The 26,060-nt window shown below is 40.2% G+C and carries 20 protein-coding genes and 1 pseudogene; 11 read left to right on the forward strand and 10 right to left on the reverse strand.

Annotated elements, in window-relative coordinates; all coding sequences use genetic code 11:
* Positions 1-246: 246 nt before the first annotated feature.
* From ACK1I8_RS14435 to surE, 4 genes are all read right to left on the reverse strand, one after another.
* Complete coding sequence (locus ACK1I8_RS14435; protein ID WP_412466065.1) at positions 247-1,251, reverse strand: LacI family DNA-binding transcriptional regulator; 1,005 nt, start codon at positions 1,249-1,251, stop codon at positions 247-249.
* Between the two features lie 293 nt (positions 1,252-1,544).
* On the reverse strand, positions 1,545-2,648 hold the full coding sequence (gene lpxB, locus ACK1I8_RS14440) for a lipid-A-disaccharide synthase (RefSeq protein ID WP_412466066.1): 1,104 nt from the start codon (positions 2,646-2,648) through the stop codon (positions 1,545-1,547).
* A gap of 97 nt (positions 2,649-2,745) precedes the next feature.
* Entirely contained in the window at positions 2,746-3,015 is a 270-nt protein-coding gene (locus ACK1I8_RS14445) for a stationary phase survival protein SurE (RefSeq protein WP_412466067.1), read from the reverse strand.
* Between the two features lie 9 nt (positions 3,016-3,024).
* Positions 3,025-3,864: a 5'/3'-nucleotidase SurE gene (gene surE / locus ACK1I8_RS14450; protein ID WP_412466068.1), complete on the reverse strand. Its 840-nt coding sequence runs from the start codon at positions 3,862-3,864 to the stop codon at positions 3,025-3,027.
* A gap of 222 nt (positions 3,865-4,086) precedes the next feature.
* Here surE and ACK1I8_RS14455 point away from each other — a divergent pair, with 222 nt between their 5' ends.
* Together ACK1I8_RS14455 and ACK1I8_RS14460 are read left to right on the forward strand one after the other, a co-directional pair.
* On the forward strand, positions 4,087-7,020 hold the full coding sequence (locus ACK1I8_RS14455; RefSeq protein WP_412466069.1) for a M16 family metallopeptidase: 2,934 nt from the start codon (positions 4,087-4,089) through the stop codon (positions 7,018-7,020).
* A gap of 573 nt (positions 7,021-7,593) precedes the next feature.
* Complete coding sequence (locus ACK1I8_RS14460; RefSeq protein WP_412466070.1) at positions 7,594-8,649, forward strand: hypothetical protein; 1,056 nt, start codon at positions 7,594-7,596, stop codon at positions 8,647-8,649.
* 376 nt (positions 8,650-9,025) lie between these two features.
* Here the strand turns inward: ACK1I8_RS14460 and ACK1I8_RS14465 are convergent, their stop codons facing one another.
* Both ACK1I8_RS14465 and ACK1I8_RS14470 read right to left on the reverse strand, forming a co-directional pair.
* Entirely contained in the window at positions 9,026-10,075 is a 1,050-nt protein-coding gene (locus tag ACK1I8_RS14465) for a glycoside hydrolase family 130 protein (protein ID WP_412466071.1), read from the reverse strand.
* 67 nt (positions 10,076-10,142) lie between these two features.
* Complete coding sequence (locus ACK1I8_RS14470; RefSeq protein WP_029276197.1) at positions 10,143-10,328, reverse strand: CsbD family protein; 186 nt, start codon at positions 10,326-10,328, stop codon at positions 10,143-10,145.
* Positions 10,329-10,530: 202 nt separating this feature from the next.
* Between ACK1I8_RS14470 and ACK1I8_RS14475 the strand changes: the two genes are divergently transcribed.
* Both ACK1I8_RS14475 and ACK1I8_RS14480 read left to right on the forward strand, forming a co-directional pair.
* Entirely contained in the window at positions 10,531-13,539 is a 3,009-nt protein-coding gene (locus tag ACK1I8_RS14475) for a SusC/RagA family TonB-linked outer membrane protein (protein WP_412466072.1), read from the forward strand.
* A 12-nt stretch (positions 13,540-13,551) separates the two neighbouring features.
* The gene (locus ACK1I8_RS14480) at positions 13,552-14,919 is read left to right on the forward strand and encodes a RagB/SusD family nutrient uptake outer membrane protein (RefSeq protein WP_412466073.1); all 1,368 of its coding nucleotides are present in this window, start codon (positions 13,552-13,554) and stop codon (positions 14,917-14,919) included.
* Between the two features lie 70 nt (positions 14,920-14,989).
* Here the strand turns inward: ACK1I8_RS14480 and acs are convergent, their stop codons facing one another.
* A complete protein-coding gene (gene acs / locus ACK1I8_RS14485) occupies positions 14,990-16,885 on the reverse strand; it encodes an acetate--CoA ligase (protein ID WP_412466074.1) in 1,896 nt (631 codons plus the stop codon).
* A gap of 290 nt (positions 16,886-17,175) precedes the next feature.
* On the opposite strand from acs, the gene rpmB reads away from it, so the two are divergent.
* The 7 genes and pseudogenes from rpmB to ACK1I8_RS14520 all read left to right on the forward strand — a co-directional run bounded on the left by rpmB (position 17,176) and on the right by ACK1I8_RS14520 (position 21,394).
* Entirely contained in the window at positions 17,176-17,409 is a 234-nt protein-coding gene (gene rpmB, locus ACK1I8_RS14490) for a 50S ribosomal protein L28 (RefSeq protein WP_025145121.1), read from the forward strand.
* 44 nt (positions 17,410-17,453) lie between these two features.
* On the forward strand, positions 17,454-17,636 hold the full coding sequence (gene rpmG, locus ACK1I8_RS14495) for a 50S ribosomal protein L33 (protein WP_010599807.1): 183 nt from the start codon (positions 17,454-17,456) through the stop codon (positions 17,634-17,636).
* A 92-nt stretch (positions 17,637-17,728) separates the two neighbouring features.
* The gene (locus tag ACK1I8_RS14500) at positions 17,729-17,884 is read left to right on the forward strand and encodes a DUF4295 domain-containing protein (protein ID WP_010599808.1); all 156 of its coding nucleotides are present in this window, start codon (positions 17,729-17,731) and stop codon (positions 17,882-17,884) included.
* A gap of 82 nt (positions 17,885-17,966) precedes the next feature.
* Positions 17,967-18,929 (forward strand): signal recognition particle-docking protein FtsY, encoded by a 963-nt coding sequence (gene ftsY, locus ACK1I8_RS14505; protein WP_412469378.1) that lies wholly within the window; start codon positions 17,967-17,969, stop codon positions 18,927-18,929.
* Between the two features lie 157 nt (positions 18,930-19,086).
* Positions 19,087-19,380, forward strand: a pseudogene (locus ACK1I8_RS14510) (GxxExxY protein); the annotation flags it as partial.
* Positions 19,381-19,442: 62 nt separating this feature from the next.
* Entirely contained in the window at positions 19,443-20,771 is a 1,329-nt protein-coding gene (gene rimO, locus ACK1I8_RS14515) for a 30S ribosomal protein S12 methylthiotransferase RimO (RefSeq protein ID WP_412466075.1), read from the forward strand.
* A 116-nt stretch (positions 20,772-20,887) separates the two neighbouring features.
* On the forward strand, positions 20,888-21,394 hold the full coding sequence (locus ACK1I8_RS14520) for a hypothetical protein (protein ID WP_412466076.1): 507 nt from the start codon (positions 20,888-20,890) through the stop codon (positions 21,392-21,394).
* Positions 21,395-21,461: 67 nt separating this feature from the next.
* Here ACK1I8_RS14520 and ACK1I8_RS14525 read toward each other — a convergent pair whose 3' ends face one another.
* The 3 genes from ACK1I8_RS14525 to ACK1I8_RS14535 all read right to left on the reverse strand — a co-directional run bounded on the left by ACK1I8_RS14525 (position 21,462) and on the right by ACK1I8_RS14535 (position 26,027).
* Positions 21,462-21,803, reverse strand: coding sequence for a hypothetical protein (locus tag ACK1I8_RS14525; RefSeq protein ID WP_412466077.1), 342 nt, complete (start codon positions 21,801-21,803; stop codon positions 21,462-21,464).
* A gap of 1,669 nt (positions 21,804-23,472) precedes the next feature.
* On the reverse strand, positions 23,473-24,471 hold the full coding sequence (locus tag ACK1I8_RS14530) for an NAD(P)H-dependent glycerol-3-phosphate dehydrogenase (RefSeq protein ID WP_412466078.1): 999 nt from the start codon (positions 24,469-24,471) through the stop codon (positions 23,473-23,475).
* Positions 24,472-24,686: 215 nt separating this feature from the next.
* Entirely contained in the window at positions 24,687-26,027 is a 1,341-nt protein-coding gene (locus ACK1I8_RS14535; RefSeq protein WP_412466079.1) for an efflux RND transporter periplasmic adaptor subunit, read from the reverse strand.
* Between the last annotated feature and the right edge of the window lie 33 nt (positions 26,028-26,060).

The raw sequence follows: 26,060 nt of genomic DNA on the forward strand, positions 1-26,060 counted from the left end.
TTTTAGGGTATTATCTGATTAAGGGATTGTATCTGTTGACGACATAAACGATTGGAAACAAGCAATTCTATTTTGTGGCTTTGGTAAAATCTGTTAAAATTTTGTAGGGAGCTGCTTTGTTTTTCATGAAAAATTGAATTGGTTAGCCTAAATCGATTTAGCACACCAATAATAGGGATTATTAATTAAAATAAAACGTTTTAGTATGTAAAAAAAATATTACACCTGAGCGAAAGAAGTTTTTTCTTAGTCTCTAAGTACCAGGCGGGTGGGGATAATGAGCTCTTCAGCAGGCAATTTCGCTTTTGAAGAAAGGCGGTTTAAAATCAGTTTAATAATGGCTTCGGCTATTTCTTCCAAAGGTTGTTGAATAGCTGAAATGCGGGGAGTATGCAATTCAAATGCTTCGTGGTCATCGTAGGCAATAATGGCAAAATCATCGCCTATTTTTTTATCAATCTGTTTAAGTGCTTTCAAACCACTAATGGCCAGATAATTGGTTACAAACAATACAGCATCCACCTTATTGTTTTCAAACAATGATTTAATCTGTGCAATGGTTTCATTTTCTTCCTGGTTAAAATGAATCTTTAATACCAGGCTGTCGTCATATACAATCCCGTTATCTTCGAGTGCTTTTTTATAACCGTCATAGCGTTCTGTAATCTGCGCTACATTGATATCGGTGGTAACCAAAGCGATGTTCTTTTTGCCCTGATCAATAAAATGCTGTATGGATTGATAGGAGGCATTAAAATGATCGGCGCCCACATAACTGGTTTTAACATCCGGTAAATTTCTATCGAAAAAAATCACCGGGTTGCCATCATCAAGCAGCATCTGAACATCTTCTTCTATCCCTTTTATAGGAGAGATGATATAGGCATCAACTTTGCGTGACTTGAACAGGTTGATCAGCTCTTTTGCCTTGTCTATATTATTTTCTGTACTGGAATAAATAATTTTATAACCTCTTTTATAGGCTTTATCCTCAATTAACCTGGCAATCCTTGAAAAGAAGGAATTGGAAATATCCTCGATTATTAAGCCAATGATATTAGAATTACCCGTTCTCAAACTTCTGGCAATCTGGTTAGGCTTATAACCACTTTCTTCAATAATTTTCTTTACCTTTTCTATTACTGCTTCGCTGATCGACTTCTCTTTTGCTTTACCATTAATAATGAACGAAACTGTAGTAATGGATACATTTGCTTTTACGGCTATATCTTTGATAGAAAGCGATTTCATTTGGTCTGGATTTCTGTAAGTTAATCAATTCAAAGCTAAATAAAAAATGTAGCTTTTAAATTTTTGCCATTTATAAAAGTGCAATTTAACATTTTTTGCATTAATCGTCTTAGAAACGTTTATTAATAACCTAAATTCAATCAATAATCTGTTATGAAGAACCTTTATAAGACCATTTACTTAAATCGTCAATTTGAAGAATGAATTATTGCATAAATTCCAGGCCATGCAGCCCATTCCTGCCCCCGGCCAGTTTTTTCCGGACGTTCCGTACCAAGTTCATTCAGCATTGCCTATTTTAAATAACCGACAATCAAACGGGCTGTTTTTGCCGAAGCACCAGGTTTTCCCATCAGTAAAAGCAGTTCATCATAATGTTTTAGCATTAAATCCCGTCCTGCTCCCTCCAGAACCATCCGAAGTTCTTCGTTTACCTTTTGTGTATTGCAATCTTCCTGGATCAATTCGGTGACTATTTTTTTGTTTACAATAAGGTTAACCAGCGAAATAAACTTAATTTTCACTAAGATCCGCGCAATGGCAATAGATATAGCTCCTCCTTTGTAAACCACCACCTGCGGAACCTTAAATAGCGCCGTCTCAAGCGTAGCCGTACCCGAGGCTACAATTGCAGCATGGGCATGGTGCAATAAATTATAAGTATTGTTAAAAAGCAATTTTACTTTTCTAGTCCCAATAAACTGATGGTAATAGGCTTCGGTGAAGTTTGGGGCAGCAGCAACGGCAAATCTATAACCAGGATAATTATCTGTAATGCTCAGCATTACCGGTAACAAACGCTCTATCTCCTGCTTGCGGCTGCCCGGCAACAGGGCAATAATTTTTTCATTACCCAGCTGATGGTTTGACCGGAATCCGGAATCTGGTAGAAACTGTGCAATTTCATCTAATAACGGATTGCCCACATAATCTACCTCCATACCCCATTCTTTATAAAAACCTACTTCAAAGGGCAGGATGCAGAACATATGATCAACAACCTTTTTAATTTTCAGTACCCGTTTCTGGTTCCATGCCCAAACCTTGGGCGAAATGTAGTAACATACTTTTATGCCATTGGCCTTGGCAAATTCGGCTATTTTTAGGTTAAAACCCGGAAAATCGATCAAGATCAACACATCCGGTTTCCATTTTACGATATCGTCTTTACAAGCCTTAAGGTTTTTAAAAATGGTGCGTAAATTTAAAATTACCTCGGTAAAACCCATAAATGCCATATCAGCATAGTGTTTAACCAACTCCCCGCCTTCGGCTTCCATTTTATTGCCCCCGAAATACCTGAACACCGCTGCGCCATCCTCAGCTTTAAGGGCTTTCATTAAATTGGCGCCATGTAAATCGCCTGAGGCTTCGCCCGCTACGAGGTAGTAGTTCATAATTTGTAATGTATGATGGAAGATGGATAATGGATGATGGAAATTGGAAGTTAAATATCCCCCGTTATCCATATTACATTATCCATCTTACCTTTCATTAAAATACTTTATAGGCAAAAAACACAAAAGCGCATAAAAATGTTGCGGCCAGTATGCCCCTGCCAATATTTTCTTTATTGTACTTAAAAAATGTTTGCATGGTATAAGCATTTACCGCAATACCGCCGATATATAACAGATCGGCTTTTGCCAGCGAAGCCACCTGGTGGATAATATACCAGGCAATAGCACAGCATATTGCCGGTACCAGCAAACCAATGCCCAAACCAACCCATACCGAATTATTTAATTTCCTTAAACGCTCCATTTATTGCAGCTAGCCTAAATTAATACCATCGGGTGCGCTTACCTGGCTGCCTTTAGCGTTTGGGTTGCTGCCACCTATAAAGTCCCAACTGTTTAAGGCCTGTATGGCATGGTGCGCCGTTAAATCAAACTGCACCGGCACAATCGAAACATAACCATGTTCCAATGCCCAAACATCAGTATCTTCTCCTTTATCGAAATTTTCAAAAACGCCGGTTAGCCAATAATATGGACGCTTGTATGGGTCTGTCCGCTCATCAAATTCTTCCATCCATTTGGCATTGGCCTGTCGGCAAACCTTAACCCCTTTTAGGTTTTCACCCTTCGGAAAATTCACATTTAAAAGGATACCTGCCGGCAAACCGTTAGCCAAAACCTGCTCACAAATATTTTTAATGTATTTTTTGGTATGGCTAAAATCAGCATCGGCAGCAAAATCATCGAGTGAAAAACCGATAGAAGGAATTTTTTCTATCGCCCCCTCTACCGCAGCAGACATCGTGCCCGAGTAAAGCACATTGATGGAATTATTTAAGCCGTGGTTAATGCCCGAAACGCATAAATCGGGTTTTTTACCTTTAAAAATCTTGTTAACGGCAATTTTAACGCAATCTACCGGGGTGCCGCTGCATTTGTACATCTCTACCCCTTTATAAAGGTCAACCTTATCAAAACGGATCGGTTTGCCTATGGTAATGGCATGCCCCATCCCGCTCTGCGGACTATCTGGTGCCACTACCACCACATTGCCCAGCTCCTGCATTACTTCCATCAGGTTTTTTATCCCTGTAGCGGTAATCCCGTCGTCATTTACCACCAAAATAGTTGGTTTAGTGCCCTGTTTTGTCATGCCGGTAAAAATACAGATTATAATTTTCAAGGCACAATAAACCAGCATTTATATACCAAAATCATTTATTACTGTCTTTTTAGTTCTGAAATCAAAATAATTTCTTTCCAAGCAAGAAAGCATCTATATTTGGACAAATAACTTATTAAAAATGAATACTGTATTCAACATCGGTCTTAACCTACAGGTGCGTATTCATTGTCATAAACCAAAAACAATTCGATGAAATTTAAATTATTTACTTTGGCTTGTTTTCTCATTACGGGTGCTGCAGCCATAGCGCAAACCACCTACCAATGGAAAACAGGCACTTCGGGTGGCTACACTTATAAATATGTAACCAACGATCCGACCAAAACACGTTTTTATACCTTAAAAAACGGTTTAACCGTTATCTTATCCCAAAACAACAAAGAGCCCAATATTACCTACAAAATGGCGGTAAGGGCAGGCAGTAATACCGATCCGCGAACCAATACCGGCTTGGCGCACTACCTGGAGCACCTGTTGTTTAAAGGAACTGATAAGTTCGGTACACTCAATTATGCCAAAGAGAAACCACTTTTGGATAAGATTGAAGCACTCTACGAAACCTACACCAAAACCACCGATCCGGCCAAACGTAAAGAGATTTATAAGGAAATCGATAAAACTTCGGGTGAAGCGTCCAATTATTCTATCGCAAATGAATACGATAAAATGATGAAATCGATCGGCAGCAACTCTACCAATGCACATACTTCGGTAGAAGAAACCGTGTACGAAGAAGACCTTCCATCAAACGCCATTGATAAATTTTTGGCCGTACAGGCAGAACGTTTCCGTGCACCGGTTTTCCGCATCTTCCATACCGAGCTAGAAGCCGTTTATGAAGAAAAAAACATTGGTATGGATAATGATGGGCGTAAAATGTACGAGAAAATGCTGTATGCCCTATTTCCAACCCATAACTACGGGCAGCAAACCACCATTGGTACCATTGAGCATTTAAAAAACCCATCTTTGGTTGAAATCAGAAAATATTACAACAAATATTATGTGCCTAACAATATGGCCTTAATCATGAGCGGTGATATTAATTACGATCAACTGATCAAGAAAATCGATAAAGACTTTGCCTACATGGTTCCTAAACCACTTGCACTTTACAATCCTGCGCCCGAGAAGCCTTTAACACAGGTGCAAAAGGTAGATATTTATGGTCCCAGTGCCGAAAACCTGTACATTGCTTACAGGGGTTTTGCCCAAAATACCCGTCAAAGTTTGTTGCTGGATCTGATCGGAAGCATTTTATCAAACGGTAAAGCCGGTTTATTGGATATCAACATCAACAAACAACAAAAAATGTTGCGTGCTGGTGCGGGTTACAACTCCATGAAAGATTACGGTATCTTCATTTTATCGGGATCGCCAAAAGCCGGACAAAGTTTAGAAGACGCACAAAAATTGTTGTTAGAGCAGGTAGAACTGCTTAAAAAAGGCGAGTTTGACGAAAGTCTGATCAAGGCTACAGTAGCCAACATTAAACTGGCCGAATTGCAAGGTTTCGATAATAACGACGTACGTGCCAATGCTACCATGAATGCCTTTATTTTAAACCGTGGTACCGAGTGGGATAAAATGCTGGCCTCAACTGATGACATGGGCAAAGTAACCAAAAAGGAGATTGTAGATTTTGCCAATAAATTTTTCATCAATAACTATGTAGTTGTTTTAAAACATAAAGGCGAAGATAAAAGCATCATTAAGGTTGAAAAACCGGCTATTACCGCGGTAAAAACAAACACCAACGAAGTTTCACCATTTACCAAAAATATCATCGATGCACCGGTAAAACCCATTGCACCTAAGTTCTTAGATTATACCAAAGATCTTGCTTTTGGCAAAGCAAACATTGCTGATGTGATTGCCATCCAAAATACCGAAAATGGTATTTTCCGCATGGGCTACCGTTTTGATATGGGTTCTTACAACTATAAACTGTTGCCTTATGCCGCACAATACCTATCGTTTTTAAGTACCGATAAATATTCCGCTGAAGAGATCAGCAAGGCCTTTTACAACCTGGCCTGCAGCTATAACATCAATGTAGGTACCGATGTAACTACCGTTTCCCTTAGCGGCTTACAAGAAAATTTCGATAAAGCGGTAGCTTTACTGGAGGATGTGCTGGCCCATTGCAAACCAAATGAAAAAGCCCTGGAAGATTTAAAAGGCCGCTTGTTAAAATCGAGAGAAAATGCCAAACTGAATAAATCTTCCATCCTGGGTGGTTTAATGAGTTATGCACAGTACGGTGCCGATAACCCTTTCAATTACGGGTTAACCAACGATGAAATCAAAAACATGAAATCAGCAGATCTGATTTACATTTTGCATAACCTTACCAATTACAAACATACCATTACCTATTACGGTCCTAAAACTTTGGCAGCATTTTCTGCTGATATTGTAAAGGCCCATCCATTGGCAAAAGAATTTACCGATGCCGCTCCGATCAAGAAATTCACCTATACCAAAACCGATTCGAACAAAGTTTATTTTGCCGATTACGATATGGTACAGGCCGAAATCCGTTGGGTACGCAATAGTGGCTTGTACGATCCAGCCAATGCAGCTAAAATAGCCTTGTTCAACAATTATTTTGGCGGCGGCATGGGTTCGGTTGTATTCCAAACCATCCGCGAATCTAAAGCACTGGCTTACTCTACCTTTGCGGTATATTCATCCCCAAACAGTAAAGATAAAGAGAATACCATTGTAGCCTACGTAGGTACCCAGGCCGATAAAATGAACGAGGCCGTGGCTGGTATGAACGATTTGTTAACCACCTTACCTGAGTCTGATAAATCATTCGCACTATCAAAAGCCAACTCTTTAAACGGCATTGAAACCAGCCGCATCACTAAAGATGATATCATTTATGCCTACCTGGCCGATAAAAAATTAGGTTTCGATCACGATTCACGCATTGATGAGTATGCCAACCTTAAACCGCTTACTTTTGCCGATATCAAATCGTTTCACCAGAGTAACCTTTCGGGCAAACCTTACAACTATTGCGTTGTGGCATCCGAAAAGAAAATCAACATGGATGATTTAGCTAAATTTGGCCCGGTAACCAAATTAACTTTAGAGCAGATTTTTGGATACTAGGAAGATTGAAGGTAGTAAGGTAGCGGGTTGAAGGTAAAACCCAAAGCCTGAAAGCTAAATGCTTAAGCGATTCCCAGCAACGGGGATCGCTTTTTTAGTTTAGCCCCAGCTGGAAAGGCTATGGCTGTTGCAACATGCCGGTTAGTAAATGAGCAATCAACGAGCAGTATATCGCCATAGAAAATCACACAGGGTTCCATTTACCCTACCTACACCCCGAAATAAAATGTGAAATTTTGATTAATCATCAGCCTGTCTGAAATACTAAGCCGCTCCCCGCAGATCAGCTGCCGCAGGAGACAGGAATCACGAAATCCTCAACTATACTTTTTTCTTAGCAAATAAAATCTTCCTGAAATATAAATTTTAGGTTATAATGTTCAAACACTGCAAACAGTAACTTGTTGACCGAAGACGCAGTTGATAAAAAAATGATTCTGAGTTCAAATTTTGACGATAAAAATGATTACTAAGATGGTATTTTATTATTCGTTGAAACAAAAAAAAATGATAATTTGCAGCGTCAGATGTCGGAATTTGCGGTTTTCTGGGCAAAACTTGTTAATCAAAATCATGAAAAACTGGATGTGGATAGCGATAGGACTGATGATTGTGGTGGCCGTATTCTACCTGATCAAATGGAAAAATGCTGGTGTGCCGGAACGCAATAAAGTCCCATTGGACCAGGCATACCTGAATTTTCAGGCCATTAATGAACAATACCAATCAAAGCTGTTTAAAATCGAAAGAATTTGTACCGTAGCGGCCCGCAGTGCATCATCACCTGAGCCTATCCGTGTATTTCAGACCGTAAATCAACAATTGATTATCGATGCCGATCCTAAAGTAGACGAAGAAACTAAAAATGATTATCGCTATTATAAACTGGATCAGCAAGGACGATTGGTAGATTCCATTTATATCAAGTATGAAGGTTACTGGCCAAAATTTATAGCGCGATTTATGGTTTTCAGTAACGAACAAAAAGCCTATTACACCACCTGGCCGCTGGATGGAGATACGACCCGGCATCACTTTGTTAGTTTAAACGCCGACTTCAGCTGGCCAAAGGATAAGATTGATCAGAAAATCAGGGCCGTTAAAAAAAGTGGTCATTATTATTTCTTCCATGCTTTCAGAGATCATGGAAAAGATTTCCGATGGCTGGCATTTTATGAGCAGCAGCACTGGTATATGCTTTGGGAAAAGATGCCGGGTTATACAGAGGTTGCTGACGAGGATTCAGGCTATCGTTATCGTTCAGATGTTTTTCATACGGGAACACCAGATCCGGTTATACCTGAAGACGTGAGGCTGATACATTTCTACCCTGAAGAAAAGATGGAATATAAACATGCAATCGGAGGAGGAACGCCTCCGTCTTCCGCTACGAATTGGCGTGGAAAAGGATTTTTTTCGACGGTTATTGCAGGAAATAATTTTCCTTTCAAGGTAGATCAATTGGTGGTAGAACAGGAAGGATTCGACAAATTTAAAACCCGTTTGTATACTTTGCGGGAACCGGGCGGGGTGGCCAGGATTTACGAACCAGCTTTTTATCGGTCAGAACAGGGCTTTGCCCTTTATTCCGGCAACTGGGATGAACTTTATATCATCAGGCCTCAATAATAAGGTTCTGAGTGATCAGCAACTGTTTGTCAAGAGTTGGGATTGAAAGATTTTCCTGTGAGCTTATAAATCGCTACCATCAACTATAAATCTTTACCAGATCATTTTTATAATTTAAACACTTTTCGCATTGGTTCTGGCTGGAGTTAACCTTCAAACCAGTGAATAACCCCAATTCCTGAGCCTGAAGAACTTTTGTTTGCTCCATGGTATAACCTACCATGGAGTAAGGTATCGTTTTGAACCGATAACCGTTGCCTTCAGCCAGTATTAAGTTGAACAATTATAAACACGATCAAAAAATTGTGAGCTGTGGTTAAGCCATCCAAAGAGCTAGCTAATTTGATAGATTTTAGCTAGAACAGTACATTAACCGCTAAAAATAGGTTAATGCACTTAAAATTTCCTTTACCGAAAACTTCGCCCCGCACACGAACTCATCGGCCGCGCCATAATAAATGGTCAATTCATCCCCATTTACAACATGCCCGTTGGTAAATACCACTTCGCCAAAGAAACCATGTAATTCATAATCTTCTTGCGGGATCATAATGGGCGCTTCCGTTCTGGCCAGTACTTGAGATGGATCCTGTAAATCCATCAAAAAAGCGCCTAAAGCATACTGGTGTTTTTCATTGGCACCATGATAAATTTCCAGCCACCCGGCTTCGGTTTTAATGGGCGCAGCACCGGCACCTACACGAACACTATCCCAAAGGTTGGCCCTGGTTTTGATGATACACTGGTGCCTGCCCCAATGGATACCATCGGGCGATTCTGCCAACCAGATATAATTACCGCCCAGGGCTACGCTGCTGGGGCGGTGCAAGGCGTAAAACTTACCGTTAATACATGCTTCAAACAGGGCACAGTCTTTATTGTGTGGAGGGATGATCATGCCATGGTGTTCAAAGTTTTTCCAGTCTGTTGTCGTTCGCAGCCCTACCCCCACGCCATGTGCAGAAACAGCCGTATAGGTTAAATAATAGGTATGGCCAATTAAAGCTACGCGGCAATCTTCAATGCCAAAGGTTTCATCTTTGCCTTCGCCCTGTAAAATAGGGTAACCTTCCGGTTCGTAAAAATGAATACCATCATCACTGCAAACCAATCTCAAGTGCGACAGGGTGGTTAAATAATCGGCACCTTTATAGTTAATTACCCTGGGGTCGGTTGCGTTTAAAAAGGGATCACTTTCATCAACGGCCAGAATTTCTATGCCATCTTTCGTTAAAATAGGGAAAGAGATAATACCTGCTATTTGTTTAGGTCTTTCTGCTACGCGAATCAATAGCCACATTTTCTCCTCAAAAGTAAACACACCGGGGTTTAGCAAACAGGCAATCTCCAGGCCTTCCCTGCTAGGCGGCAGATTTTTGGGTGCCAGTATGGGGTTTTCCGCGAAGCGGAAAGCAATATCAGACATAAAAAATATATTAAAGCACGCAGGCGACCATTTTTTTTTGACCGCCTGTTTTGCTATTGAATGAATATTATAAAGAGTTGATCCACTTTACCAATTCATCTCTCCCTTTTCCAGTTTTTTGTTGCAGTTTGCCCAATAACTCATCATCCTGTCCCTCTTCATGTTTTAAATCATCATCTGTTAAATCAGCATAGGCTTGTTTAACTTTTCCTTTTATTTCATTCCACTTTCCTTTTAATTCTAGCTTATCCATTCTCGTATTTTTTTTATGGTGAATATTCTATTCAGATATATAAATTAACAGTTTCACCCCTGCTTTGTTTCGCTTTTTAGCGCATTACATTAATAATCAGCTTATTTTGTGGTACTCCTTCAGGTTTTACGTATGTTTTTAACTATATTAAGGGTATTATTTCTATCCATCACTAAACATTACTAACTAAACGAACAATTTGATGAAAAAACTACTCTTTAGTATGATTTTATCTCTTGGTTTAATTTCATTTGCTTTCGCGCAGGGCAAAGTGATTACCGGGAAGGTTACGTCGGCCTCGGGACCAATTCCCGGTGTTAGCGTATTTGTAAAAGGCTCGCCAGCCAACGGCACGCAGAGCGATGCCACCGGGGCCTTTAGATTGACGGTTCCAGACGATGCTAAAACACTTGTTTTTAGTTTTATCGGCTACAAAGCCAAAGAAGTTCCGATTACCGGACCAACCCTTAATGTAAACCTTGACGAAGAGAACAACACCTTATCTGACGTGGTTGTGGTGGGATACGGCACGCAGAATAAACGGGATGTGACGGGATCAATCGCAAAGGTTACCGCAGCCGATTTTAAAGACAGGCCGGTACCCACAATTGAAGGGGCTTTGCAGGGTAAAGCACCTGGTGTATTTATCAACTCAGGAAGTGGTAAGCTGGGCCAGGCACTTCAGATTAGGGTAAGAGGCATTTCTTCCATTTCGGCAAGTAACCAACCTTTGTTTGTAATTGATGGGGTTCCTATTGTGAGTGAGGCATTGGGCACCTACACCGAAGCCGACAACCCGCTTGCGGCCATAAGTCCGGATGACATCGAATCGATGGAAGTATTAAAGGATGCCGCTTCTGCGGCTATTTATGGAGCAAGAGGATCAAACGGGGTGGTATTGATTACCACCAAAAAGGGTAAACAGGGCAGAACCAACATTGATTTTGGCTATTATGCCGGCTTTAGCGACCCTACAAAAAAGGGGCAGTTTTTAAATGCTGAACAGTATCGCCAATTGCTGGATGCTTCTTTTAAATACAACAATTATGATGATGGCGACTATACCAATGCCGCAGAAATGTGGAAAGATTATACTGGTACTGATGATTGGACAAGCAATAACAACACCAATTGGGTTAACGAAGCATTTAGACGAGGGCATACACAACAGTATAGCCTGAACATTAATGGCGGTGATGCAAAAACCCGGTTCATGTTATCAGGAAACTTCAACAACAATAACGGCATTATCGTGAGCAACCGTTACGTACGTACCGGTGGGCGTTTAAGTGTAGACCACACCGTTTCGAAGATTTTGGACGTTGGCGGGGCTATCAATATTTCAAAGGTGGATAATTATCGGATCCCAACGGATAATGCCTTTTCCAATCCTTTACAATTGAACGCTTTACCGCCTATACAGCCCGTACGTGATGCGTCAGGCCAATTAAATGGCTCTACCGTTTACTACAATAGCTTAATTGATTATGATAATGGCAAAAATCTATCAACCACGTACAGAACCTTTGCAAATGCTTATGCAAGTTTGAAAATTATGCCAGATCTTGTTTTCAGAAGTGAATATGGTTTTGATTTCAATAACCTGGAAGAGGAGCAATTTCTAGGATCGAAAACACAGGATGGTGGTAGTACAGGTGGTTCTTCAACTGATTACATGGCCAAATCTATCAACTTCAACACCAACAATACCCTTAACTACACGAAAACTTTTAACGAAAAACATAACCTAAATGTACTGGCTGGTTTTGCCTTTCAGGATACGAAATTCAGGTATTCATCGGTAACGGGAACCACTTTACCATCAGACAGTTTTACCAAGATCGCAAGTGCCGCGGTCATTTCTGCAGGAGAATCTGCAGAAACGAGGCATACTTTTGTTTCCTACCTGGCCAGGGTAAATTATAAATACGAAGATCGGTATCTGTTTAGCGCATCAATAAGAACGGATGGTTCATCAAGATTTGGGGTAAACAACAGATATGGAACTTTCCCTGCCGTTTCAGCAGGCTGGATTATTAACCAGGAAGATTTTTTACAAACAAGCACCTGGCTAAGTTTATTAAAATTAAGGGGCAGTTATGGTTTAACGGGTAATGCCGAAATTGGCGATTTTGCCTCCCGCAATCTTTACCGTGGCGTCAATTATGCCGGAGTTGGCGGTACACGCCCCAGCCAATTGGGAGATCCAAATTTAAGCTGGGAAAATACCACCAATTATAATATCGGTTTAGATTTCGGTCTGTTTTCAGACCGTATTTCCGGTACTGTAGAATATTATAAAAAGAAAACAACCGATTTATTATTGAATGCACCAATAGCAGCAACAAATGGTTTTTCATCCATTACGCAGAATATTGGTGATATGCAGAACCGCGGATTTGAGTTTTCGATCAATACCCGAAATTTTATCGGAGACTTTAAATGGTCTACTTCTTTCAATATCTCTTTAAACAGAAACAAAGTTTTGCGTTTAGTGGATGATCAACCGATTTATCCCGGTGGAAGATTTTTAGGGAGGGTGGCTGTTGGAGAAGCTTTAGGTTACTTTTATGGTAAAGCTTATGCAGGTGTCGATCCGGCAAATGGTGATGCACTTTATTACATTGATGCATCGAGAACAACAACCACTAATGACTATTCCCTTGCACAAAACCAAAAGCTGGGAGACCCCAATCCTAAATTCTTTGGTGGTTTTGGGAACCATTTTTCTTTCAAAAACTTCGACCTGGATGTTCAGGCACAGTTTGTTTCTGGCAATGATATTTATAATATGGCAGGTGTTTTTCAATCGGCCAATGGCGATTATTTCGACAACCAGACCATTGATCAGTTAAATTACTGGACCCCAACAAACACGATTACGACTATTCCGCAACCGAGATTTGGCGAAGGAAACGGAACAAGCCCATCGTCCAGATGGATACAGGATGGCTCTTATCTCAGGATAAAAAGCGTAGTTTTTAGTTATAACATCCCTAAAACATTTGCCAATAAATATAAATTACAGAATGTAAAATTGTTTGCATCGGCCCTTAACCTGTTTACCATAACCGGATATAAAGGTTACGATCCTGAAGTAAATACCCCTAGTGGCGGCAATCTCCAGTCTGACAACATCCAGCTGGGCCATGATTTTTACACTCCCCCGCAGGCAAGAACCATCACATTTGGCGTAAATATTGGCTTATAAAACATTGTGTATATGAAAAATTATAAAAATATATTAGCTGGATTTTTCCTTTTGTTAAGCTTATCCGGCTGCAAAAAGCAATTAGAAATAGATCCCAAACAGAATATCGACGCCAATGTGGCACTCAATACCACTGCAGATGTTCAAAATGCATTAATAGGCGCTTATACTTTTATGGCTACCGGAGATCTTTACGGCAACAACCTTGTGTTTATACCTGATCTTTATGCCAGTGACAATTACCTTACCTGGCGTGGCACTTTCACTACCTATCGCAATATTTCAAGCAAGACCATTGTAGCCGATAATGCTGATGTAAGGAGAACCTGGACAACCGCTTACAGTGCCATTAATACCGCGAACATTGTGCTTTCTGCATTAAATGTAGTTAACGATGCCAATACAAAAAGCGTAATAGAAGGCAAAGCTTTGTTTATTAGGGGCATTATGCACTTTGAGTTGGTAAGATTGTTCGGTTTACCTTATGATGTCAGTGGATCCAATACCAACCTTGGCGTTCCGATTATGACCAAAGCGGTAAAAACTATAGATAATGTAACCAACTCGGTGGCAAGAAACACCGTCGCCGAGGTTTATGTTGCAGTAGAAAACGACCTGAAATCGGCGATAACCAAATTGGCTTCAGTTGATGATCAATATGCAGCCAAAGCTTTTTTGGCCAGGGTTTATCTGCAGGAAGGAAAATATGCTTTATCAAGAGACATTGCAAATGATATTATTACCAATAGTCCATATCGCCTGATTACCAATTCCCTTGAAGCGCCATTCAGAACCAAAAACTCAAGTGAAGGTATTTTTGAAATCAAGCAAAATGAACAAAGCAATGCGGGTACCTCTAACGATGGACTGGCTACTTTTTATGCCAGTTATCAAAATGCTACAGGTGGAAATGTTGGCCGCGCTGATGCCCTGGTGAATAGCAACTTTTATAATTCATTCGAACCGGGCGATAAAAGACAAACTGAAATGATTTATGAAGGTACAGGTGCCAGAACAGGTTTTTTTACCAAAAAATGGTATAGCTTTTATGATAATATACCCGTTTGCAGAATTACCGAACAATACCTGATCCGTGCAGAATGCAACTTTAGATTAGGTACGAGTATTGGCGCTACCCCAGCTGATGATATCAATACGTTAAGAACCAGGGCCGGTTTGGGAAATGTGGTTCCTACCCTGAATATTATTTTAAACGAACGTGAAAAGGAATTGGATTATGAAGGCTTCAGGCTTCACGATTATAAACGCACCAAACGATCTATCGGTACTTTTACTTATGATGATCCTAAATTGGTTTTCCCGATTCCAGACCGTGAAATAAATGCAAATAAAGCTTTAAAACAAAACCCAGGTTATTAACGCTAATGTTTATAAGCAATGAAGCCTCCCTGCTTTACATCAGGGAAGCTTCATTTTTAAAATATATTTACTAGAGTTTCTTCGCCGCTTCAATAATTTCCTCTACCACACCCGGATCAAGCAAGGTAGAAGTATCGCCTAAATTGCTGGTATCACCTTCGGCAATCTTGCGTAGAATCCTGCGCATAATTTTGCCCGAACGTGTTTTCGGCAAACCAGACACAAATAATATTTTATCCGGTTTGGCTATGGCACCAATCACCCTGGTAACTGTTTGTAAAATATCTTTTTTAGATAATTCTGTTTCGCCGTGCATATCAGGATAAATGACGAAAGCATAAATGCCTTGTCCCTTTACATCGTGCGGATAGCCCACTACAGCACTTTCTACCACACCAGCGTGCATATTAATGGCGTTTTCTACCTCAGCGGTACCAATCCGATGCCCCGAAACGTTTAATACATCATCTACACGGCCGGTAATCCGGTAATAACCATCCTTATCTCGTAAACAGCCGTCGCCGGTAAAATATAAATTCTCATAAGTAGAGAAATAAGTCTGTTTACAACGTTCATGGTCGCCATAAGTGGTACGCAACATCCCCGGCCACGGGAATTTGATACAAAGGTTTCCCATTACACCGTTTCCTTCAATTTCATTGCCGTTTTCATCTACCAAAATGGGTTGGATGCCGGGCAAGGGCAGCGTAGCAAAACTAGGTTTAGTTGGCGTGACGGTAGCAATAGGCGAAATCATGATCCCACCGGTTTCGGTTTGCCACCAGGTATCCACGATAGGTGCTTTGCCATGTCCTATTGTCTCATCAAACCAATGCCAGGCCTCCTCATTAATCGGCTCTCCTACCGAGCCTAGAACACGGATGGAGCTTAAATCCTTCCCATTGAGGGGATCGTCACCATAACTCATTAAAGAACGGATGGCCGTAGGAGCAGTATATAAGGTATTTACTTTGTATTTTTCTACAATATCCCAAAAACGCGATGGCGTCGGGTAAGTGGGGATGCCCTCGAAAAGCACAGAAGTTGCCCCCTGCGAAAGCGGACCGTAAACGATATAGGAATGCCCGGTAATCCAGCCGATATCGGCCGTGCAGAAATAAACTTCTCCAGGTTGGTAATTAAACACATTGGCAAAGGTATAACCGGCATAAACCATGTAACCACCACAGGTATGCACCACACCTTTAGGTTTGCCCGTAGAACCCGAGGTATACAAAATGAACAGCATATCTTCGGCATCCATTTCTTCTGCTTCGCAAATATCGTTTACGTGTTTAACTTCATCTTCCCACCATACGTCACGCCCCTTCAACATCGAAACAGGCGTGCGCACATGAGTTAACACGATACATTTTTCTACGGTTGGGCAACCGATCAATGCATCATCAATTACATCTTTTAAAGGAATCTGTTTGTTGCCACGGTAAGCACCATCAGCCGTTATCACTACTTTGCACTGCGAATCGTTAATCCTGTCGGCAATGGATTTAGCGGAAAATCCACCAAAAATAACCGAGTGTACCGCACCGATGCGCGCGCAGGCTAAAACCGCTATCGCAAGTTCGGGTACCATGGGCATATAAATGCAGATGCGGTCGCCTTTTTTGGCTCCATTGCGTTTTAACACATTGGCAAAACGGCATACCCGCTCATGTAACATTTTATAAGTATAGGTAACGCTTTCTTCTTCCGGGCTGTTCGGTTCCCAAACAATGGCAGGCTTATCGCCATTGGTAGCAAGGTGCCGGTCTAAACAATTCTCAGTGATGTTAAGCTTTGCCCCTTCAAACCACTTGATGCTGGGTTCGTTAAAGTTCCAGGATAATACCTTAAACCAGGGTTTGCGCCATTGAAAGTTTTGCGCCACTTCGCCCCAAAACTGCTCAGGGTTTTCTACGCTTTTCTTATAATCTTCTTCGTATTGCTTAAAAGATGTAATTTGCATCGCTCGTTTTTATATTTAGGATTAGTGGCAGCTAATTTAACTAAATAATACCAATGAGAAATAGTGTTATCGTATCAAAATAGAGACCATATGTTCAGAAAATTATTTATCTCTGAGATTTGATGATTCAAATATTCCCGATAAGAAACATGGCATTGACCCTTACCGCCTTTTAATATTAATTGTAAAAAATAATTAGCTAGGCTATTGCTGTTTACAATTATTATTCAGATATTTGCACACTCTTAAAAAAATTAAGCGGACGATATTAACAACTATATTTACAAGTCATGTCAAGAGTTTGTGATTTAACAGGAAAAAAAGCAATGGTAGGTAACAACGTTTCTCACTCGAACGTTAAAACCAAACGCAAATTTTACCCAAACCTACAACTTCAGAAATTTTATATCCCTGAAGAAAACCGTTGGATTACGTTGAAAGTTTCTACTTCAGCGATTAAAACCATCAATAAAGTGGGCATCAGCGAAGCAATTAACCGTTTCGTAAAAAAAGGATTTTTGTAAAAAACATTAACTGTTGAGATTAACAGTTTTCAATTTATATTAAAATGGCAAAAAAAGGTAACAGAGTTCAGGTTATTTTAGAATGTACTGAACATAAAGAAAGTGGCATGCCAGGTATGTCTAGATATATTTCTACCAAAAACCGTAAAAATACGACTGAAAGATTAGAATTGAAAAAATTCAATCCAGTATTGAGAAAAGTAACCGTACATAAAGAGATTAAATAGGTTAAGATAAAAGACCAAAGTTTAGAGACTAAAGCATTTGCAAGTCTCATATCTAATGTCTGATATCTCAAATCTAATAAAATTATAAGAACATGGCAAAGAAAGTAGTTGCAACCCTTAAAACAGGTACAGGTAAAGAATATTCGAAAGTGATTACAATGGTAAAATCACCAAAAACAGGTGCTTACTCATTCAAAGAACTTATCGTACATAACGACCACGTAAAAGATGCTATCGCATCTAAATAAGGTTAATATTTTTTAACATAAAATATTACAGGCCGTTCCGCTTTAACCGGAAGGGCTTTTTTTGTTATATCAAATTTTAGATATGGGTTTATTCGATTTTTTCAAAAAGAAAGAAACTGCACCTGAAGCCCAGGAAGCGCTGGATAAAGGTTTAGAGAAAACCAAAGACGGTTTCTTTAACAAAATTACCAAAGCCGTAGCAGGAAAATCTTCTGTTGATGATGAAGTACTCGATAATCTGGAAGAGGTTTTGGTTACCTCTGATGTGGGTGTAAGCACCACCTTAAAAATCATCAAACGCATTGAAGAGCGTGTGGCCAAAGATAAATACCTTAATACTTCTGAATTAAACTTTATCCTGCGTGATGAAATTCAATTACTGTTGTCCGAAAACAACAGCAATGATTTCCGTCAGTTCGAATATGGCGATCATAAACCTTATGTAATCATGGTAGTGGGCGTAAATGGCGTGGGTAAAACCACTACCATTGGTAAACTGGCCCACAAACTAAAAGAATCCGGGTTAAAGGTTGTTTTGGGTGCAGCCGATACTTTTAGAGCTGCAGCCGTTGACCAGATTAAACTTTGGGGCGAACGTGTTGGGGTAAGGGTGGTGGCACAGGCTATGGGTTCTGATCCCGCTTCGGTTGCTTTTGATACCCTGCAATCGGCCGTGGCAAATGGCGAAGATGTAGTGATTATCGATACGGCCGGACGTTTACACAACAAAATCGGTTTGATGAACGAACTTGGCAAAATTAAACAGGTGATGCAAAAGGTAGTACCGGGTGCACCGCACGAAATTTTATTGGTATTGGACGCCTCTACCGGGCAAAATGCCTTTGAGCAATGCAAACAGTTTACCGAAGCTACCGACGTAAATGCATTAGCCGTTACCAAATTAGATGGGACGGCGAAAGGCGGTGTGGTAATTGGCATTTCTGATCAGTTTAAAATTCCGGTTAAATATATTGGCGTAGGTGAGAAAATAAACGACTTGCAACTCTTTGATAAAAAGGATTTTGTGAATAGTTTGTTTAAGTAGCACTTCGTGTATGATTCCACTGATTTAGGGGATTACACCGATTAGTGGATTTCACAGATTTTTATATAGATTTAGGTATGATCGAATATGAAAAAGATACGCTAACACAAAAGATTATAGGCTGCTGTTATGAAGTTCATAATCACTTAGCCCAGGCTTTTTAGAGAAAATTTATGCGAATGCATTAAAAATTAAACTCCGGCAAGCAAGTTTAAACTTCATTGCAGAAAAGGAATTTAATGTAATATTTGAGCATATTATTATTGGGAAATTCAGATGCGATCTTTTTGTTGAAGATAGAGTGATTGTAGAATTGAAATCCGTGACGGGATACCAACCAAAGTTATTTCAAAGTCAACTTATATCATACTTAAAAGCCAGCAAAATTAAAACAGGATTATTGATTAACTTTGGCAACACAAAATGCGAAGTAAAACGACTGTCCGTTTAAATATATCATCGGTGCTCAGCTAATCGGTGTAATCATTTTATATCGGTGCTATCACACATAACATGAATACCAAAACAATAAAAAAAACAACCATCAAACAACCTAAAATCAATGTGATTACCTTAGGCTGTTCCAAAAACATATACGATTCGGAAGTATTGATGGGCCAGTTGCGCGGCAACAACCTCAATGTTACTCACGAATCAGACAAAATGGGTAAAGATGATATTGTGGTAATTAATACCTGCGGTTTTATTGATAATGCCAAACAAGAATCCATTGATACCATTCTGCAGTTCAGTGAGCTGAAAGAAGCCGGTAAAATTGGTAAGGTAGTGGTTACAGGTTGCCTATCTGAACGTTACAAACCTGAGCTGGAATCGGAAATTACCAACGTTGATGCCTTTTTTGGCACCAACGATTTACAAAATATTTTGCATGAGCTGGGTGCTAATTACAAACATGAGCTGATTGGCGAACGTTTGCTCACCACCCCATCACATTTTGCTTACTTCAAAATTGCAGAAGGCTGTAACCGTCCATGCTCGTTCTGTGCCATCCCGTTGATGCGTGGCAAACACATGAGCAAACCCATGGAAGAATTGGTTAATGAAGCCAAAATACTGGCCAAAAACGGCACCAAAGAACTGATTTTAATTGCACAGGATCTTACTTATTATGGCTTAGATCTTTATGGCGTGCGTAAGTTGGATGAGTTGATGCGCCGTTTGTCGGACGTACCCGGTATTGAGTGGATCCGCTTACAATACGCCTATCCATCTGGTTTCCCGATGGAGATTTTAGATGCCATGAATGAGCGCGATAATATCTGTAAGTATCTGGATATGCCGTTACAGCACATTACCGATAACATGTTAAAATCGATGCGCCGTGGCACAACCAAGCAAAAAACCATCGATCTGGTTAACCAGATTAGGGATAAAGTGCCAAATATTGCCATGCGGACCACATTAATATGCGGTTATCCAGGTGAAACAGAACGCGACTTTGAAGAAATGGCGGCATGGGTTGCCGAAACCAGATTTGATCGTTTGGGCTGCTTTACTTACTCACATGAAGAAAAAACACATGCCCATACTTTGATCGATGATGTGCCTGAAGAAGTAAAACAACAAAGGGTTGATGAGATCATGGAAATACAGCAAGGCATTTCATTTGATATTAACCAGGAGAAAGTGGGCAAAACGTTTAAAGTACTGGTGGATAAAAAAGAAGGAGATTTCTTTGTAGGCAGGACCGAATTTGACTCACCAGAGGTTGATAATGAAGTGTTAATAGATGCGGCAACAGGTTACGCAGCCAATGGAAGCTTTGTACAGGTAAAAGTTGACCGAGCAGAAGATTTCGATTTATACGGAACGATCGTGTAATAAAAAATAATCGAAAAAAGTCCCGAAAGCTAACTTTCGGGACTTTTTTTTTAATATTTACCGTATTTTGTAGCGAAAAAACAGTTTTTTCCGTTTAAGTCAAAAACCGGAAAACCATGAAAAAAATTTTAATTGTTCTCTCCCTCCTATTCATTATTAATTTAGGATGCAAAAAAGAAAATGTTGGTGGCGGCGGATTGTGTGCCTGTTCGCCAGTAAGTCCTCCACCTTTGAGCCTGGTGATCAAAAACAAGGCAGATGTTGATTTACTCAACCCAAAAACAACGGGTTACTTTGACAAAACCCGGATACAGCTTTTTGCCAGAGATGCCAACAATGTGGTCAAACCGATCAGTTTTGAAATACGTCAGCCATTTACTTATACTGCGAATCTGAAATTGGATTACTACCAGCTTATTTCGAACGAAATACCCTATTTAGCCAAAAGCCCTGATCAAACTTTTTACTTAAAGCTCGGCGATAATATGCTCTACGAACTCAACTTAAAAGTAACCAACAATATAGTAGATAAATTATTAATTGATAAGATAGAAGCGCCGAAAGAATTTCAAACAGGAAACAATTCTTATCTGGATACTATTTTCAGGTTGAAAATTTCATAGTTGTTGAGCAACAAAAAGCTCTTTACGCAAAAAATCCCGATCTTAGCCCGGGATTTTTCGTTAGAACTTAATTTTTAGACGCTGGTCTGTTTCTAATCTGGCTTGGTTTTAACCAAATTTTGGCACCTTTAGCGTTTACATAATATTTTTCGTTTTTTCCATTGATATAAACATCAGAACCATCTGGTGCCATTTTACCTTTCCAGGTTTTATCAGCCACTTTTGAACTACCTTTTACGGCAACCTCAGCTGTTTTATTACCTACTGATTTAGCACCTTTACCGATGGCTTTTCCGGTTTTGTCTAATGCTTTACCCACTTCAGTTTTTTTCTCTTGTGCATTTACGCTAAGGGTTACACCGCCAGTTAAGGCCATTGCTAATAAACCCATTACTAATTTCTTTTTCATGACAGCTATATTTTTTATTTAACTGATAACAGTTGATGGTAACATTTGTTTTATTTCTGTTACATGAATAGAAATAAAGTTTTAAATATTATTTTCTAGGCAGATAAAGTAGAATCCGATAAAGATGGGCATATCATGGAGGAGCAAAAAACATGTTTTTTTTTGGAGCGCAAGGACAATAACAACGGTTAAAGCCTGTTCCCGTGCTCCGCTATATCCCTTCGCTGCGCTTCGGGGATGCCGCTACGCCCAAGGCTAGAAACGCAGTTAGTGCAAGAGAAAAAAGTGCAAGATGGCTAACAATATTACAAAGCCTTACTTAGGTTCTTGGTTTCTTGAACTGCCCCCTGTTCGATAAACCTTATTGAAGCGGCTAACCTTTTTGCTGCACAAACCCAAATGTTCCCACTAAACCTTCGCAAAAAGATAATAGCGGAAAGAAGGACTATACTAACCGACAGGCATAGAAAGCTGCTTTACAAAACAGAAAATTATGCTTCTTTTGGAGCGCAAGTGCAGTGACAACGATTAAAGCCTTTTCCCGTGCTTCGCTATATCCCTCCGCTGCGCTTCGGGGATGCCGCTACGCCCAGGGCTAGAAACGCAGTTAGTGCAAGAGAAAAAAGTGCAAGATGGCTAACAATATTACAAAGCCTTACTTAGGTTCTTGGTTTCTTGAACTGTCTCCTGTTCCATAAACCTTATTGAAGCGGCTATCCTTTTTGCTGCACAAACCCAAATGTTCCCACTAAACTTTCGCAAAAAGATAATAGCGGAAAGAAGGAATACACTAACCGACAGGCATAGAAACCTGCTTTACAAAACAGAAAATTATGCTTCTTTTGGAGCGCAAGTGCAGTGACAACGATTAAAGCCTTTTCCCGTGCTTCGCTATATCCCTCCGCTGCGCTTCGGGGATGCCGCTACGCCCAGGGCTAGAAACGCAGTTAGTGCAAGAGAAAAAAGTGCAAGATGGCTAACAATATTACAAAGCGTTACTTAGTTTCTTGAACTGCCCCTGTTCGATAAACCTTATTGAAGCGGCTATCCTTTTTGCTACACAAACCTGAATGTTTTACCACTAAACCTTCGCAAAAAGATAATAGCGGAAAGAAGGACTGCACTAACCCAAAAGCAAAGAAACCTGCTTTCAAAACATGTTTATTCTTTTTCGGAGCGCAAGGACTGTAGCAACGATTAAAGTCGGTTCCCGTGCTCCGCTATATCCTTTCGCTGCGCTACAGGGATGCCGCTGCGCCCAGGGCTAGAAATGCAGTTAGTGCAAGAGAAAAAAGTGCAAGATGGCTAACAATATTACAAAGCGTTGCTTAGGTTCTTGGTTTCTTTAACCGCCCCCTCTCAATAAACCTTATTGAAGCGGCTATCCTTTTTGCTGCACAAACCAACGTATTCCCACCAAATCCTCACAAAAAGATAATAGCGGAAAGAAGGACTGCACTGACCCAAACGCTGCAAACCCTGATTTACAAATCACTTTTATTCTTTTTAGAAGCGCAGGAATGGTAGCAACGATTAAAGATCATTATCGTATTCCCGGCCTGGCATTAGCATCGCCGTCTAAAATTCATAGAAAAAAGGTGACGACTGCTTAAAAATTGTTTTATGACTGAAATTCCCGATCTAATGTGATATACAACGCTTAGCTGGGTTAACTCAGCTTTTCGGCTAATAACTTCATTTCAATCTGGGGAGACCGTTTCTCGTAAATAATGTTATGAACAGCCTTACAAATGGGCATATCTACATGATACTCCTGATTTTTGATGTGCATGCATTTCGCTGCATAATAACCTTCGGCAACCATGTTCATTTCTAACTGTGCCGATTTTACGGTATAACCTTTGCCTACCATATTACCAAAGGTACGGTTGCGGCTAAACTGCGAATAAGCCGTAACCAGCAAATCACCCAGATAAGCTGATTCCTTAATGTCGCGGTCTATTGGGTGAACCACATCTACAAAGCGCTTCATTTCACTTATGGCATTACTAATCAGCACAGCCTGAAAGTTATCGCCATAACCTAAGCCATGGCAAATACCACTTGCTACCGCGTAAATATTTTTTAAAACCGCAGCGTATTCGGTACCGAAAATATCGTCAGAAACATTGGTTTTGATATAGCGTGTACTTAAAAGAGAGGCAAATGCAGCTGCTTTTTCTACATCGGTACAAGCTATGGTAAGGTAAGATAGTTTTTCAAAGGCTACCTCTTCGGCGTGGCAGGGACCGCTTACCACCAGAATATCATGATAGGGGATATTATATTTCTCGTGCAGAAATTCGCCGATAATCAGGTTATCTTCCGGCACAATGCCCTTAATGGCGGATACTATTTTTTTTCCTTTTAAATCTTCAGGGGTTATAGTGGAGAGAGTCTCTTTTAAAAATGCTGCCGGTACATTTAAAATGACAAAATCAGCTGATTCTATAATCGAACGGATATCGGACGAGATATGGTCCTGATTCAGCTTTAGCTCCACAGAACTGAGGTAATGCGGATTATGCTTAAATTTTTTGATGTGCTCAATGGCTGTTTCATTACGCATCCACCAAAAAATCTCTTTCTCAGACAAATTATCTGCAAGCATTTTAACAATGGCAGTAGCCCAGCTCCCGCCCCCTATCATTGCTATTTTAGGCACCATGATTATAGAAAAGGTTTAAGGTAAAAGGTGTAAGGCAAAAGGTGTAAGAATTAAGGTTTAAAACTGATACTTTAAACCCTAAACCTTACACCCTAACCTTAGGAATACACCTTAAAGACGGCAAGTTACTATTTCTTACAGATATTTACGACAAAAGTGTGAGGCAGACAGGCAAAAGCCTACGCCTCAAACCTTTAACCTTACACCTCAAATGGCTACTTTTTACCGTCTTTGCTAAACAATTGGTCTTTAGCTGTTTTTTCTACGACCATACCGTCTTTCAATTTGTTTTGAATGGCCGAATACGGGCCGGTTACAATTTCCTCACCAGCTTTAATACCCGATTTTACGATGATATACTGATCGTTCTGGATACCGGTAGTTACCTCTGTTTTTTTAACTTTTTTGCTTTTGGCATCATAAGTATAAACATATTGCTTTACCTTTTTATCAGTTAGTTTTGACTTCTGTTTATCGGTATTTTCCTCGCTGCCCTGGTTACTGTTGCTTCCACCAGATTTCGCATTATCGGTAAACACCGCCTGGATCGGGATGGCCAATCCGGTTAACGATTCGCTTTCTATATCAACGGTTGCCGACATGCCCGGGCGAAAAATGGATTGTTGTTTACCTTCCATTTCTTCGGTAATCCGGATTTTTACTGAAAAGTTGGTTACCTGGTCAACAGATGTTGATGCAGTAGTTCCAACAGCGGTTGATGAACTCGCAATTTCGGTAACCACGCCCCTGAATTTTTTGTCAGAAAAGGCATCCACTTCGATAGAAGCTTTATCGCCGATTTTAACACGGGTAATGTCATTCTCGTTTACATCAACATTCACCTCCATTGAGGATAAGTTCGAAATACGCATAATTTCAGTACCTGCCATTTGCGAAGTTCCCAAAATACGGTCGCCTAGCTCAATTGACAATTTGGAAACTACCCCATCAACCGGTGCGTAAATAGTGGTTTTAGCTAAGTTTGCCCCCGCTTCCTTAACATTTGCACCGGTTTGCTCTAAAGTAAATTTGGCGCCTGTTACATTTTCTTTGGCACTGGCTAAATTGGCTTTGGCGGTTAAAAATGCCGCTTTGGCAGCATCGAATTCTGAAGCTGAAATTACCTTTTTATTAAAAAGTTCCACATTACGTTTGTATGTGGCTTCTGCATTTACAAAATTAGCCTGGTTTTGAGCAAGTTGTTGTTGCGCTGCAGCTACGCTGGCTTTCTGCGCGTTAAATGTGGCCACGGTTCTTTCGTAACCCGATTGTAATACATCCGGACGTACTTTACAAAGCAATTGGCCCGCTTTAACAATGTCACCTTCTTTTACTTTTAATTCTACCACCTCACCAGATACTTCCGAGCTTAATTTAACCTCGGTTTCTGGCTGGATTTTTCCACTTGCTGTAACTGTTTCCACAACAGTTTTATCTGATGCTTTCTCTGTAGTTACTTTTTCGGTTTTATTCCCACCGATCACTCCTGCCAGTTTTAACACCACCAGAAGGACTACGATAGCAACTACGGTAATAATAATATGCTTCAGTTTCATAATTTATATTGTATTTCGTTTGTTTCGATAATG

Source organism: Pedobacter sp. KLB.chiD, assembly GCF_047040275.1.
Lineage (GTDB): Bacteria > Bacteroidota > Bacteroidia > Sphingobacteriales > Sphingobacteriaceae > Pedobacter.

Bases quoted from the DNA above. Each gene is read 5' to 3' on its own strand.
- ACK1I8_RS14465 (WP_412466071.1), bottom strand. From the start codon at position 10,075: ATGTCTGATATTGCTTTCCGCTTCGCGGAAAACCCCATACTGGCACCC.
- surE (WP_412466068.1), bottom strand. From the start codon at position 3,864: ATGACAAAACAGGGCACTAAACCAACTATTTTGGTGGTAAATGACGAC.
- acs (WP_412466074.1), bottom strand. From the start codon at position 16,885: ATGCAAATTACATCTTTTAAGCAATACGAAGAAGATTATAAGAAAAGC.
- ACK1I8_RS14525 (WP_412466077.1), bottom strand. From the start codon at position 21,803: ATGAAAAAGAAATTAGTAATGGGTTTATTAGCAATGGCCTTAACTGGC.
- ACK1I8_RS14435 (WP_412466065.1), bottom strand. From the start codon at position 1,251: ATGAAATCGCTTTCTATCAAAGATATAGCCGTAAAAGCAAATGTATCC.
- ACK1I8_RS14535 (WP_412466079.1), bottom strand. From the start codon at position 26,027: ATGAAACTGAAGCATATTATTATTACCGTAGTTGCTATCGTAGTCCTT.
- ACK1I8_RS14475 (WP_412466072.1), top strand. From the start codon at position 10,531: ATGAAAAAACTACTCTTTAGTATGATTTTATCTCTTGGTTTAATTTCA.
- ACK1I8_RS14455 (WP_412466069.1), top strand. From the start codon at position 4,087: ATGAAATTTAAATTATTTACTTTGGCTTGTTTTCTCATTACGGGTGCT.
- ACK1I8_RS14500 (WP_010599808.1), top strand. From the start codon at position 17,729: ATGGCAAAGAAAGTAGTTGCAACCCTTAAAACAGGTACAGGTAAAGAA.
- ACK1I8_RS14520 (WP_412466076.1), top strand. From the start codon at position 20,888: ATGAAAAAAATTTTAATTGTTCTCTCCCTCCTATTCATTATTAATTTA.
- ACK1I8_RS14530 (WP_412466078.1), bottom strand. From the start codon at position 24,471: ATGGTGCCTAAAATAGCAATGATAGGGGGCGGGAGCTGGGCTACTGCC.
- ACK1I8_RS14445 (WP_412466067.1), bottom strand. From the start codon at position 3,015: ATGGAGCGTTTAAGGAAATTAAATAATTCGGTATGGGTTGGTTTGGGC.
- ftsY (WP_412469378.1), top strand. From the start codon at position 17,967: ATGGGTTTATTCGATTTTTTCAAAAAGAAAGAAACTGCACCTGAAGCC.
- ACK1I8_RS14470 (WP_029276197.1), bottom strand. From the start codon at position 10,328: ATGGATAAGCTAGAATTAAAAGGAAAGTGGAATGAAATAAAAGGAAAA.
- ACK1I8_RS14460 (WP_412466070.1), top strand. From the start codon at position 7,594: ATGAAAAACTGGATGTGGATAGCGATAGGACTGATGATTGTGGTGGCC.
- ACK1I8_RS14480 (WP_412466073.1), top strand. From the start codon at position 13,552: ATGAAAAATTATAAAAATATATTAGCTGGATTTTTCCTTTTGTTAAGC.
- lpxB (WP_412466066.1), bottom strand. From the start codon at position 2,648: ATGAACTACTACCTCGTAGCGGGCGAAGCCTCAGGCGATTTACATGGC.
- rpmB (WP_025145121.1), top strand. From the start codon at position 17,176: ATGTCAAGAGTTTGTGATTTAACAGGAAAAAAAGCAATGGTAGGTAAC.
- rpmG (WP_010599807.1), top strand. From the start codon at position 17,454: ATGGCAAAAAAAGGTAACAGAGTTCAGGTTATTTTAGAATGTACTGAA.
- rimO (WP_412466075.1), top strand. From the start codon at position 19,443: ATGAATACCAAAACAATAAAAAAAACAACCATCAAACAACCTAAAATC.